Source organism: Psychroserpens sp. AS72 (genome assembly GCF_038900375.1).
Classification (GTDB): domain Bacteria; phylum Bacteroidota; class Bacteroidia; order Flavobacteriales; family Flavobacteriaceae; genus Psychroserpens.
On record NZ_JBBMRC010000002.1, the window covers coordinates 203207 to 216946 of the forward strand.

Consider the following 13740-nt stretch of genomic DNA (forward strand, 5'->3'; position numbering starts at 1 on the left):
AAACCCTACCTCTATTTTTTGAATACATTAAATATTTCCAATTTTTTCTCTTAAAACAACCAAAGCTAAGTGCATTCTCTTTTCTACAGCTTTAACAGAAATATCTAATTGTACTGCAATCTCTTTATACTTCTTTTTCTCAATTCTATTTAATAAAAACACTTCTTTTTGCTTTTCCGGTAATGAGTTTATGGTTCGTTCTAATTTATCCATGAATTCCTTTTCCAGCATTACAAACTCTGGTGATTCTATGTTTTTTTTAATTACTAATGTGTTTTGATGTTTCCTAACAACTTTGTCATGTTTAATTGTATTTAAAAACGTATTAGTCGCTATTGTGTATAAATAACTTTTTACACTCTCATAGTTTACTTTACCACAATTATCCCAAAGTTTAATAAAGGTTTCTTGTAAAATGTCTTCTGCCCTATCTAGATCTTGAGTCTTAAATAAGATAAAACGTCTTAATTCTTTTGAATACTGTTTGTACACAGTTTCAAAAGTTTTCTCCTGACATATTTTTTGTTGATCTTTAGACACTAGTTGGCTTATAATTATAAGTCAAAACTAATTAAAAAATAGTTAGAGAAAAAAGTAGGGTATTTTAAAAGTGTGTTGTCTTAGTTATGATTAATCGCTAAAAAATTGAAATACTAACTCAAAAAAAGAAATTATGAAAAATTTAAAATTAGCCATTATAAGTGTCCTATTTATTGCTTGTTGCTTTACATCGTGTACAAATAATGAGCCTGTAGTAGAAGAACAAAATATCCAAGAAAGCACATCTATCACAACATCCTTAGCGCAACTTAGAACACAATTTGATAGTCAAGGTGATGTTCTCACAGCTAACAATTTAACAGGAAATATAGTATTAGATTTCTGTTTTGATTTCGTATATCCATTAAATTTATCTTACAATAATGGAGTTAGCGTTACGGTTAACAATCTAGATGACTTAATTGAAGTTATGATTAACTCAACAAATAATTTATATATAGATGGAATAGAATTCCCTTTTAATGTTGAAGTTTATAGTGAAACTGAAAATGCAATAGTAGTGACTACAATAAATAACGAAGAAGAATTCATGTCACTTGTTGAGTCTTGTGATTTTGACAATAATACTTCGTGTGAATGTTATGAAGTTTACGATCCTGTTTGTGTCGATATAACAGCACCAGATGGAGTAACATTTTTAGTTACTTACCCAAATGCTTGTTATGCAGAATGCGATGGTTTTACCGAAGCTGATTTTGCAGAAAACTGTCAACAAAATTACAACTATCTAGATGGTACAGATTGTTTTACATTCAATTTCCCTATAGATATCATTACAGATAATAATGAAACAGTTACCATAAATTCGCAAGAAGAATTAAACAATACAATTTATAATTCTTACTATTTTGAATTTGTATACTCTTTTGATATCACTTATAATGATGGCACATTACTTTCAATTGGTAACGAAGAAGCATTTATTGCATTATTAGAATATTGCTTTGATGGTGGCTGTCCATGTCCTGCTGTTGTAATCCCAGTATGTGTTGAAGTAGTCTCACAAAATGGAAATACAGAGATTCTTACATTTTTAAATGCTTGTGAAGCAGAGTGTGCAGGATTTACTGAAGCTGATTTTGTAGAATGTGAGATGCAACAAGGAAATTGTGATGCTCAAGTAGTTACACAATATTTAGCTGAATGTACTTGGTTAGCTAATACGAGTTTACAAAATAATATCCTTGGTTACGAATTCAATACTGATGGTACATTAATAATTACAACAAATACTGCAACTGATGATCCAGTAAATGGTACTTGGAGTATTATAACAGATGAACAAAATGGAAACGTTTACATACAATTTTACATACCTGAACCATATGGATTTATAACTAATTTAGAGTGGACAGTAACCCTCTGTGAAGAAGAACTAATCCATTTAGAATCAGGTAATGAATCTATAATTTTCGAACGTGATTGTGACTTCAATAATCCAAGCGAATGTAGTGAACAAGAAATATTTGGTTATTTATTACAATGTAATTGGTATATAAACACGAGTCTTTACAACACTGTAAATGCTGAGTATGCTCAATTTTATCAAGATGGATCTGTAGAAATTTATAGTGACAATGGAACAAACCAAGCTATAGATGGCACGTGGTGGCTAACCTCTAATCCTTCACAAGGATTCACGTTTATGTCCTTTAATATCCCAAGCTCTCCTCACGAAATATTCTCTGAGTATGATTGGTTTGTGACTCAATGTAGTGAAGATTTCATCTTATTAGAGTCAGGCGATGGAAATGAATTCATTCAACTAGCACGAGAATGTGATTAAAAATATTAAGTTGATTTTTTAATTAATGTCAAAACCCTTTAGAATAGTAATTCTAAAGGGTTTTACTTTTTACATTTAATTCTAAAATTTAAACACTCTCTCCCAACCAAGCTTTCATCATCCAAACCGTTTTTTCTTGTTCAGTAATAAAACCACTCATCATTGAGTTCGTCCCTTCATCATTTGCCTCACCAGAATCATCTAAAATTTGACGCTCTATTTTAAGTAATTCTGAAAGTGAATCTACGATAAGTTGTACTGCTTTTTCATCTACGGAAATGTTCTTCCCAACAGGTACTTTAGCTGCTTTAGAATAATCCTCAAATGTATGCAATGGTGTTGCACCAAGCGTTAGAATTCGTTCTGCAATTTCGTCAACCTTAAGATTTGCGTCTGTATATAATTCTTCAAACTTAGGATGCAATTCAAAAAATCGCTTTCCTTTGATATTCCAGTGAATACCTCTTAAGTTTTGATAATAAATCTGAAAATTTGCCAAAAGTGTATTTAAATCACTTGCAATTTCTTTTGTTTTTTTGGTCTCTAAACCTATACTATTAGTTGTCATATCTATTTATTTTATACTACAAATTTAGTGAGTATTTAAAGGCAATTAGCATAGTTTTTATGAATAGTTTTTATATCTTTATAGCCTAAATCAATACAAATGACAATTACCCAATTAAAATACGTACTAGCAATAGCTGAACATAAAAATTTCACCAAAGCTGCCGAAAAATGCTTTGTGACACAACCAACTTTAAGTACACAAATTCAAAAATTAGAAGATCAATTAGATGTTCAAATTTTTGATAGGAGTAAAAAACCTATAGAACTTACAGATGTAGGACGTAAAATTGTACAACAGGCAAAAAATATAGTTGACGAATCTGAACGCATCCAAGATATTGTTGATCAACAAAAAGGATTTATAGGAGGTGAGTTTAGAATAGGAATCATACCAACAGTAATGCCTACTCTTTTACCTATGTTTCTTAAAAACTTCATCAAAAAATATCCAAAAGTAAAACTCAAAATAGAAGAGTTAACTACCGAAGAAATTATTACTCGTATCATGGATGGTCATTTAGATGCTGCAATTGCTGCAACACCTTTAGAGCACGAATCTATTAAAGAACGTGTATTATATTTTGAACCTTTTGTTGGTTACATACCTAATGACCACAGATTAAAAAACAAGAAAAAAATTGATGTGTCTGATTTAGACTTAAACGACATGCTTCTTTTAGAAGATGGACATTGTTTTAGAGATGGTGTTATCAATCTTTGTAAAGCATTAAAATCTCATGATGATGACCAATTTCAATTAGAAAGCGGTAGTATAGAAACCTTGGTCAAATTATCTAATGAAGGTTTAGGCATGACACTTCTACCCTATTTAAATACTTTAGATTTGAATGAGAAAATGTCAACAATGTTGCATCATTTTAATGATCCATCTCCAGCGAGAGAAGTAAGTATTATTTATCACAAGAATGAATTAAAAATGCAAATCATTGATGCTTTGCACAATGTTATTTCTGGTGTTATTCGTGGTGCAATTGCGTTTCAAAATGTTGAGATTATTAGTCCGTTGCCAAAAAAATAATGCCTCTAATTATTTGAGGTTGGCACATTTCGGCAAAAAACATCACCAAATTCTACTACACAAAAAAAAGCGACAATTACGTCGCTTTTTTTTTATGCTTTTAATAAGATTAAACATTGATCTAATTCGGGGTTTTGTAAAATTAAAGATTTGATGTAAATCTTTAGCTCTTCAATTTCATACGGAAGTAATCTTTGAAGTGCTTTTTGTAATTCTTTACAAAACAATGTGCTGTCAAAACTGACTTTGCTAAGTACAGTTTTAGTGTACTCAAACATTGCTCTTGCCATTCTTTTTAGTTTTAGGTTAAATAAAAGTAGATGTGCTGTATAGGCTTTTGCTTTTTTAATTACACCTAAATGTAGTAAAAAATATGGTTCGAAATTACTTCTAAACAAAAGTTTAACAAAAAAGGCCTAAAAAGTTAAACCTTTTAGACCTTCAAAATTGATTAAGCTTATAATTAATTGATAATCACTTTTTGAGCAGAAACAAAGTTTCCATTTACCATTCTTATGACATAAACACCTGTTGCGATATTTTTAACATCGATAGTATTCATTCCAGGGTTAAGTTGACCTTTAGAAACAATACCTCCAACAACATTATACATTACGTAATCATAAGTATCTATACTATTAGGTATTTTGATATTTAATTTATTTTCTAACACAGGATTAGGGAAAATAACTGGTGTTTGATTATCTGCAACAGTTAATTCATTAACACCAAGAGTATTATTGTTGATACTAATTTCCCACAGTCCACGTCCATAAGTCGCAGCAACTAATTTATCAACTGTGTAGTTGATTTCTATATCGCTAATGTTTACATTAGGTAAACCTTGACCAAGTTTTTCCCAGTTACCTGTACCTACTTTATAGTAAGCTCCAATTTCTGTACCTGCGAAAAGAATTTCGTTAGCACCTTGATTTTGTTTTAAAACAACTTGAGTCATTTTTACATTTGGCAAACCAGCCGAAATGTTTGTCCAAGAGCTTCCTCCATTTGTTGATTTAAATACTTTAGATCCATCAACATAACCACCAACGGTTGCATAAATAGTATTGCTATTGTTTTGATCTAAGGATAACGAATTTAATTTCGCACTAGCTTCTGGTTCAGCAATATTAGACCAAGCTACTCCATCATTACTTGATTTTTTAGCTCCATTTTCACCAATAACTAATAAATTATTACCATGTGTTTCGATATAAGAAATTTGTCCTGCACCAGAATTTAGATTAGACCAAGTAGCACCTTTATCTGTTGTTTTATAAACTTCAGCAAAACCTCCATACAATGTAGTCGAAGTCGTTGTATTCATTTTTAGTGTCCATACAAATGGTGCTCCTGTTGTAGGAGTTGTTAAATCTAATGCTGCATCGTATGTTGGATAACCATTATCGGTTCTACTTAAAGCTCCATTTTGTGCTCCTAAATAACGTATTTGCGGATTATTATAATCTATAGCTGTACATGTACCATCACCAGCTAAAGCAGAAACCCACTGTAAAGTACCATTTTTCATTTCTAAACTATAACCATCATTATCTTGATTACCAATTAATTTATGATCTTCACTTAATGGTGAAATAGCTACGGAATATATTTGAGTAACAATCACACCATCTGAAATATAACTCACAGTAGGTTTCTCATCAGAAATACCTGTGTAATTGAAGTAAATTAATCCACCATCATTAACTGCCCAAAAGTCATAATTAGAACCAGGTTGAGCTCCCATTTCGTGAATATCTGCATGACCATAAGAACCTTCAGAAGAATTATCTTGCCATGAGTTATTTAAGGTCGTGTACCACACACCTCCATTATTATCTGAATTAATAGCATCAACTCCACCAGTTATAATCAAACCGTTTTTTACAACTAAAGCTTGGTTATAAGTACCTTGAGCATTGTAATTTGTAGTTGGAATTCCCAATGCAGTTAGAGATGGAGACGAAGCTGCTGGATTATAAGTAAATACTTGTCCAGCTTCGTTTTGAACATAAAAAATACCAGTTGCAGCATCAGAAGTTGATGCATGTCTAGTATAGTTAGATCCTTGAGTTATTAATTGAGTCCATGTTTCACCACTATCTGAAGAAAACAGTAATCCTCCCCAACTATCACATGCCATTATATTTGTACCGTTTCTATGAAACTTCCCAATAGCAGCATCATCATAAGCATGTACATATTTATTTGTCCATGTAGCACCACCATCAGTTGTCTTTTTAATGTATTTGTTTGTTCCAACTATAACTGTGTTTGCATTGATAACAACCAAGTTTGATGTTGATTCTTGTTCATCTAAAGTAAAAGACAATCCAGTAGATTGATAAGTTTCACCAAAATCTGTAGATTTTAAAACACCAATTGATTTTATATGACCTCCATCATAATCTCCAGTAGACACATATAAACTTCCAGGATTATTAGCATCATCTGAGTGACTATTAAGATCTGTAACACCTATTCCTGCTATTTGATCTAATTTAGCAGACCATGTCGTTCCATTATCTGTAGATTTCCAAATCCCACCAACTGGTGCTGTAACAAACATTACACTTTGTGCTTCTGGTACTTTATTGAATTTCTTATAACTTGTTAGTCTACCCATTTGTGGCGCATTTGGATAACCATTTGCATCTGGAACTGTTTGCGGTCCAACATTTGACCAAGTTTGAGCACTTTGAGTTGATCTACTAGCATCAGTATTTAATGAGGCACTTAATGTTCCGTCTGCATTAATTAATCCAGCATTATAATATCCTAGTAATTCATTTGGAAAATTTCCTTGTAGATCCACACGATCTTTCCAATAAAATGCCCAACGTTCAAATTGTTTAATTTTTTTAATATCTGTTTTAGATGTACTTTGTCTTAGTGGTGCAAGTTCTTGCCTCATTTGATTGACAACGTCAAAATAATTGGTTCCTTTCTTTAAAGGTGCATTTTTGTAATCTATGGTTTGTGCAAAAGACAAAACCGTAAAGATTAAAAATAAAAGAGTAGTTGTTCTTTTCATAATAGTAACTTTATAATTGATTAATAGCTTAAAAAAAATTCAATTACAAATATGATTAAGTTATCCATATTCTGATGCTATAATAACTACGCAAATACTACGCACAAGTATAAAAACCACAATACTAACCCTTGAAAGAGAAATAATTAATTCAAATAAAAAAAGTCCCAATACTCTTGCATTGGGACTAGATAATAAGTTGAAATTTATATTTAATAGAATAATTTAGTCGTTATAATATTTCCATTGTCCAGTTCTGTTTTAACAATTAAGACATTTTGACTTTTTGATAGAGTTTCAACATTAAACACTGAAGCATTAATTGCTTTTTGTTCAAATAACTTTTTACCAAGTACATCATATATGACAACATTGCTAATTGTATGTAGAGAAGACTTTATCTGTAAATGATCAGTACCATCAACAAAAACAGTTACCGAATTTTCAACAACATTACCATGAGTTCCTAAAGTTTCATTATTTACATTAGTCTCCCAAACACCTCTTCCATAAGTTCCAGCTCTTAACTTACCTGTTGGATAATAGATTTCTAAATCTCTAACTGCAGCATTAGGTAAATTAGTCATGAATGGTTGCCATGAACTCACACTGTTATTCGCAATATAAACACCTACATCTGCACCAACATAAATCTCATCAGCAATACCACCATTTCTGTACACAATCGTATTTATAGGTAAATTAGGTAATCCATCAGAGATATTTGTCCATGTTGAACCACCATCTGTAGATTTGAACACTTTATCACTACTGTTATAACCAGAATACGTTACCCAAACTTTATTAGCATTTGTAGTAGAAACAGTTATACTTTTAAATGAACTCGCTGTTGGTAGAGATCCTGTAACATTTGTAAATGATGCACCAGAATTTGTTGATTTAGAAATAGCATCGGTTTGAACCGTATAAATAATCGTAGGATCACTTGGTGCTACTACAAAATCTTTAATACTTCCTGAACCTGATGAAGTACCTAAAGCTGTCCAATTATCACCTTGATCTGTAGAGGTGTATAGCGTTGGTGTACCACCAGAATATATGGTTGTGTGAACAGTAGGATGCATTTTAAAAGGACTATAAAAATCTATACCGCTTGGAAGTCCATTTTGAATTGGTGTAACAGATATTCCTCCATCTGTAGAACGACTATATTTACCCTCAACATATTGAACATAAATGATATCATTATCTGTATAGTCGATGAAACATTCACCACCATCACCACCATTTATGGCATACCAATCATTTACTGTTCCTGTATTTAGTATTGTGCCATTATCTTGTTCTCCTGCGACAATTCCTAAAGGATTATTACTTGACAACCCTAATTTAACGACTTGACCAATAGCTAAATTCCCACTAATGTCTGTCCATTGATTTCCATTATCTGTAGACTTAAAAATACCACCATCATTACACGAGTACATTGTTGAAGAACTATTTGGTTCGTAAGTAATTTCATGTACATCTGCATGAATTTCACCCGAATCCCAAACTGAGACATTTTCCCAAGTAGATCCTCCATCAAAAGATCTCCAATGATTAACACCTCCAATAGTAATATTATCTGGTGCAGTAGAAGAAGCTACTATTGATAAATCATAAAACGCTTGTCCACCACTGTCTGAGCCATCTTCAGCATATGCCAATAAATTTGGAGTTGTTGACATTGTTGTAAAGCTATTACCACTATCGGTTGAACGAAATGTTCCCAAATAAGATTGATCACTTTGCTTGCCAACAAGTGCATACACATAAGCCTCATCACCAGGTGTAACTGCAAGTGCAATACGTTGAACGTTAGTTGTTGGTAAGCCATTTGTAATTTCTACCCAACTAGCACCAAAATCTGTAGATTTAAAAAATTTATCACCAGAAGCATAAACTGTATTAGCATTATTTTGTCCTGGCTTAAACTCCATATCCTTTAAGTTAGGATATGTTGAATTAAAACTATTATATGAGTTAGTTACCCATCCATCTGTTGTATACCATATACCTAAATTACTAGCTACAATCATTCTAAGTGGATCATTTGGATCCATTAACAATTTAGATAATCTCCATGAATTAGATACAGGAAACGCTAAACTTGTAGTATTCCAAGTTGAACCACCATCTGTAGATTTCAGAATTCCCATACTGTTACTATTTCCCTCTAAATCACCAGTTGCCAAATACATGTTTTGTGAATTATTAAAGTCTATTACTAAACTAGAACATCCAATAACACCTAAAAAGTCGGTATTTGTTGTCCATGATATTCCTCCATTAGTTGATTTCCATAAGCCACCATCTGGTGCACCTATATACATAATGTTTGCATTTGTTGGGTCAAAACGTAAAAAGTTTACACGACCTGCACCAGTAGTAGAATAAGGACTGGGACCTGCAGCTGTACCTATTGGACCTAGTTGTGTCCAATTGCTCGTTGCATTAGTAGATCTTTGAGATTGAGCTCTTTCTTGCCATTCCATAAAGTTAGCATAAGTGTTAGAAGGCAAACTCAAATCTCCTGAAGGATAAACTCTTAGTTCCATAAATTCTTCCCAACGTTTAAAAGGCTTATAGCCTTTTCCTCTTGCTACTTCTTTATTTCTCCAATAGTCGTTAAAGTCTTGTTGCACTTCATAAAATGTAGCGCCTTTATTATCTGTCATTTTAGTCCAATCAACCTCAGATTGGATTTCGGTTTGAGATTGCCCAAAAGCTAAACAGCAAATAGACAGCATGAATGCATAAGTAATTTTTTTCATAACTTTTAAGATTTAAGATTTGAGCAAAAATCATTAAATCAAATTTATTTAAAGGAAAATGAATTACTCAATGACTACTCACATTGCATGTTTACCTGAAAATAGTTATAAAAAAAGTGTAAAATATAAGTTCAGGATTTTAAGAATGGAAATTTTTAAAGACATCCTGAAGGTGTTCCGCTAGAGTTGTTTGGTTAGAATTTATATTTATTTTTTTACTGATTCTATAGCGCTTACTTTCTACAGATCGCGTTGAAACATTTAAAAAACTAGCTATTTCTTTGTTTTTAAAACCTGTGAATATGTAATAGCATATAATAATTTCAGAATCATTTAATTGTGGATAAAGATTTTTAATTTCATTGAAAAATTCGACATTTAAGTCATTAATTAGTCCTAAATGACTTTCTCCATTTGTAAGTTCTGTGGTAGATTTAAGGTGAATATTTTTATAAAGTTCTTTTATGTTTTTACGCAATTCTACAGGTTCTGTAGTTGCAGAAATTGACTTTACATCATCTTTGACTTTTAAAATATATTGCTCCAATCCAACAACTTTAACTTTAAGTTTTTCATTGTTAGATTTTAAGTGTTGAGATTTATTCGCATCGTTAATAAATTCTTTAGTTCGCTTTTTATACCTCTTGTATTTAATAATAAATGCTATACCGAGCACACCTAATACAGAACACAGTATTAAAGCTAAATTTCTATTAAACTTTTTTTTATCAGCCTCCTTTTGTATGAGACTTTCAGATTGCTCTAATGAATCATTAATTTTTAAACTAGCTGTCATATTTTTCTCTAATAATTTAGCTTCAAAAATAGCTAGAGAATCAACATATCTCGATTTATTGTCTAGATCTCCAATTTCCTGATAATATTTGGCATACAATTTATAATAAAGTTCAGTATCACTATTACTCATAGCATATTTTAATTCTTTAGCCTTTGTAAGATAATATTGAGTAGAGTCTGGAGATTTCAAATCATGGTGATATTCTGCCAAACATGTATTTAAAGATACTTTATGTAAATCAAGTAAGTATTTAGATATTGTAGTGTCTTTATTTAAAGTCTTTAGCTGTTTGAAATATTTATGTGAATTATTTAAATCTCCTTGATGGATATAATTTGAACTTAACATAAATAAAGCATACAGATAATAATAACCGTCATCTTTTATAGTTTTATATTTTGAAAGATTTTGTAAAAGCAAAGCGTTACTCTTTTCATAATTTTCTTTATACATCTCAACATAAGCGTACATTTGCTCTACCTCTACAAGACCATTGTAATTATTAGCCTTTTCAAAATACACTTTAGCATCTTTCAAATAATCAATAGCTGTAGAGTCTTTACTTTTACTCAAAAAATAGGTGTTGTAAAATAATTCTACAGAAGCTGTTCCTGCGATATCATAGTTCTCTTCAATTTTCGCATATTTCAATGCCATTAAAAAATTTTGAAACAATTCTGCTCTATTATTTAATCTATCACTTATTAACCCTCTTAATTTGAAATAATCTGCTATATGTCCTTTTATATTTATATCAATAGGTTCTGGAATGGAGTCTAGATATGAAGTGGCTAATTGTGCTTGCTTATCATAAGTTGCATAAGCAGAATCAATATATTTCACATAGCCTTTTGCATCTTCATTTTGAGCATGAACAGAAAGATTAAAAAACACTAATAAAGTTGATAATACTATTTTCATATTGTTGATAGCGGACTAAAAAATGTTTAAGTAAATATAAGGCACTTGTATTTCTTAATCTAACAAAACTAAAAAAGGCTATGTTATCAACAAAGCCTTTTTATATTAATATTTTAGTTTAAATAAACTACTTCTTAACCACCTTAATCGTCTCTATTTGAGAGTTTGATTCTAGTTTTATAAAATAAATCCCAGATTTAAGTGGACTCATATCCAGTTGTGTCAATGATTCATTGAAACTTGAGTTGATTATGATTCTTCCATTAATATCATAACATGTTGCTTGGTGTATAGCAGCATCACTTTCAATTGTCAAAATATCATTTACTGGATTTGGATATACTTTAGTTTCAATGAGGTTAAAATCTAAAACACTTAAATCATCTTCAGCAATTTCTGTAGTGTAAGTATTAGTAATTATTGGTGCATTAAAATCAAAATAAATTTCAGCTAGGTTAGTAAACGTATCTCCAAGCACCAAGCTTTCTAAAGTTTTAATTTTATAGAGTACGTAACCATCGTTAGTAACATCATCAAAAGGCAGATTTATATTTTCAAAAATAAACTCAACTTCATTTTGAGCATTTATTCGTGTGTAATAATCATGACTTCCATCAATAGGAATTAGTGTATTGATATCAAATTTTACATCATCAATTGTGTTTTTCACAACAATATTCGTCGCATTTGCAGTTCCAAGATTTTCAAAACGAATTACATAATGCACGTAATCACCTACTCGCTCTGGAGCAATGGTTTCTCCTTCTAAACATGTTATATCGTTAGGGTCAAATGAATTAACCACGATTTGTTTTAAGCCGAAATCGTTATTATTTGGAGTTTCGTCATTTTGTGTTGGATTAATTGTCACATCAAAATTTAGTTCATCGCCTGAATTTAATGGAAAATCCGGATTTGTAGGAGTATTCAAAATGAAATTCACTTCTATTTCTCTAGTTTCAAAAGGTATTAAATTTGTGTAATCCCATGATAATATACTATTGGTATTGGATATTTCCGATGGTATAGAAGATACATATTGCATATAATCACTATCAAAACTATAGTTAAACTCTACAGAACCAGATAACACCACGTTACCTGCATTTCTATAAATGATTTTATAATATGAATCAAAACCAGGAGAAGCCTGAGAGATTGGGATAACATATATTTGTAAATCATTATGCAAGCCATTAGGTATAAAACAAAAATTTTGTAACAAAGGGCTTTGATTTGCTGGGAAATCTACAATAATATTAGGTGGAGAAACAGAAAAATAATCTGGATTCTCTAAATCTGGAGTTATTATATAATTTCCAGATTGAACTGGAATAGAGAAATCTCCTGTTTCATTTGGTACAGTTGCTCCTGTATTTACACCATTATCTATATTTAATTTAAAATTTGGCACTATAGTATCAGCCTCATCACAACCATTTGTATCAAAGTCAAATTTTGTATTACCTTCTACAAGGTAAAATTCGCCTCCTGGAGTAAAATCACATAAAGAATTAACCTCACAATCATAGCCATAATTATCAATCAAACTTTGAACAATACTTTTTTCTGAGGCATCTACACATATATATTCTAAATTAATATTGTTATTAAAGTTCAAAGAATCCTCAGCATTCCCATTAAAAATTCCAAAACTAGCTTCATTTGAACCATTTTTCATAAATAGAGAATTCAAATTATTATTTGAACAAAATAATACCTCCAAATAGATGGAACCGCTCATATCTAAACTACTTAATTGATTGTTTCTACACTGTAACCAAACAATAGAATTAGTCGCTCCAGCATTAAAATTACTTATTTGATTATCGTTGCAATTAATATAAGATTGATTAATGAAATTACTAACATCTAAAGCTGTTATTTGGTTATTATAACAATCAAGTATACTTATATTGTTTAAACCACTCAAATCTAATTCGTCCAATTGGTTGTTATTACATCTCAATTCTTCTAAGTTAATAAATGAATTAATTCCAATTAAAGAGGATATATTTAGATTTGCTACATTGAGTTTCAATACAGCTTCAGCTTCAGTTATTTGAATTTCACCATCATCATTTGTATCAACATCTCCAACATTTTGACCAAACTCGTCAAAAACTGCACAATTAGTATTAACCAATGCATTTTTAAAATTTGCATCAGGAATATCAAGTATTTGAGCATTACTTGCAAACAGAGCAAAGAATAGTAAAAGCGATAGTTTGTAATTCATAACTTATTGTATAG

At 30.9% G+C, this 13740-nt stretch carries 9 protein-coding genes; 2 read left to right on the forward strand and 7 right to left on the reverse strand.

Annotation, left to right across the window (positions count from 1 at the left end; all coding sequences use genetic code 11):
* Positions 1-27: 27 nt before the first annotated feature.
* On the reverse strand, positions 28-540 hold the full coding sequence (locus tag WNY78_RS04465) for an RNA polymerase sigma-70 factor (RefSeq protein WP_342871988.1): 513 nt from the start codon (positions 538-540) through the stop codon (positions 28-30).
* Between the two features lie 133 nt (positions 541-673).
* On the opposite strand from WNY78_RS04465, the gene WNY78_RS04470 reads away from it, so the two are divergent.
* Positions 674-2347 (forward strand): hypothetical protein, encoded by a 1674-nt coding sequence (locus tag WNY78_RS04470; RefSeq protein WP_342871989.1) that lies wholly within the window; start codon positions 674-676, stop codon positions 2345-2347.
* Between the two features lie 88 nt (positions 2348-2435).
* Here WNY78_RS04470 and WNY78_RS04475 read toward each other — a convergent pair whose 3' ends face one another.
* Positions 2436-2915: a Dps family protein gene (locus WNY78_RS04475; RefSeq protein ID WP_342871990.1), complete on the reverse strand. Its 480-nt coding sequence runs from the start codon at positions 2913-2915 to the stop codon at positions 2436-2438.
* 99 nt (positions 2916-3014) lie between these two features.
* On the opposite strand from WNY78_RS04475, the gene WNY78_RS04480 reads away from it, so the two are divergent.
* The gene (locus WNY78_RS04480) at positions 3015-3956 is read left to right on the forward strand and encodes a LysR substrate-binding domain-containing protein (RefSeq protein ID WP_342871991.1); all 942 of its coding nucleotides are present in this window, start codon (positions 3015-3017) and stop codon (positions 3954-3956) included.
* 92 nt (positions 3957-4048) lie between these two features.
* Here the strand turns inward: WNY78_RS04480 and WNY78_RS04485 are convergent, their stop codons facing one another.
* The 5 genes from WNY78_RS04485 to WNY78_RS04505 all read right to left on the reverse strand — a co-directional run bounded on the left by WNY78_RS04485 (position 4049) and on the right by WNY78_RS04505 (position 13726).
* On the reverse strand, positions 4049-4246 hold the full coding sequence (locus WNY78_RS04485) for a hypothetical protein (RefSeq protein WP_047547574.1): 198 nt from the start codon (positions 4244-4246) through the stop codon (positions 4049-4051).
* Between the two features lie 173 nt (positions 4247-4419).
* Positions 4420-6990, reverse strand: coding sequence for a T9SS type A sorting domain-containing protein (locus WNY78_RS04490; protein ID WP_342871992.1), 2571 nt, complete (start codon positions 6988-6990; stop codon positions 4420-4422).
* Between the two features lie 212 nt (positions 6991-7202).
* Entirely contained in the window at positions 7203-9767 is a 2565-nt protein-coding gene (locus WNY78_RS04495) for a hypothetical protein (protein ID WP_342871993.1), read from the reverse strand.
* Positions 9768-9906: 139 nt separating this feature from the next.
* A complete protein-coding gene (locus tag WNY78_RS04500) occupies positions 9907-11487 on the reverse strand; it encodes a LuxR C-terminal-related transcriptional regulator (protein ID WP_342871994.1) in 1581 nt (526 codons plus the stop codon).
* 127 nt (positions 11488-11614) lie between these two features.
* On the reverse strand, positions 11615-13726 hold the full coding sequence (locus tag WNY78_RS04505) for a T9SS type A sorting domain-containing protein (protein WP_342871995.1): 2112 nt from the start codon (positions 13724-13726) through the stop codon (positions 11615-11617).
* Positions 13727-13740 lie beyond the last annotated feature (14 nt).

Coding starts and splice junctions, on each gene's coding strand:
- WNY78_RS04470 (WP_342871989.1), top strand. CDS start 674: ATGAAAAATTTAAAATTAGCCATTATAAGTGTCCTATTTATTGCTTGT.
- WNY78_RS04475 (WP_342871990.1), bottom strand. CDS start 2,915: ATGACAACTAATAGTATAGGTTTAGAGACCAAAAAAACAAAAGAAATT.
- WNY78_RS04480 (WP_342871991.1), top strand. CDS start 3,015: ATGACAATTACCCAATTAAAATACGTACTAGCAATAGCTGAACATAAA.
- WNY78_RS04485 (WP_047547574.1), bottom strand. CDS start 4,246: ATGGCAAGAGCAATGTTTGAGTACACTAAAACTGTACTTAGCAAAGTC.
- WNY78_RS04490 (WP_342871992.1), bottom strand. CDS start 6,990: ATGAAAAGAACAACTACTCTTTTATTTTTAATCTTTACGGTTTTGTCT.
- WNY78_RS04495 (WP_342871993.1), bottom strand. CDS start 9,767: ATGAAAAAAATTACTTATGCATTCATGCTGTCTATTTGCTGTTTAGCT.
- WNY78_RS04500 (WP_342871994.1), bottom strand. CDS start 11,487: ATGAAAATAGTATTATCAACTTTATTAGTGTTTTTTAATCTTTCTGTT.
- WNY78_RS04505 (WP_342871995.1), bottom strand. CDS start 13,726: ATGAATTACAAACTATCGCTTTTACTATTCTTTGCTCTGTTTGCAAGT.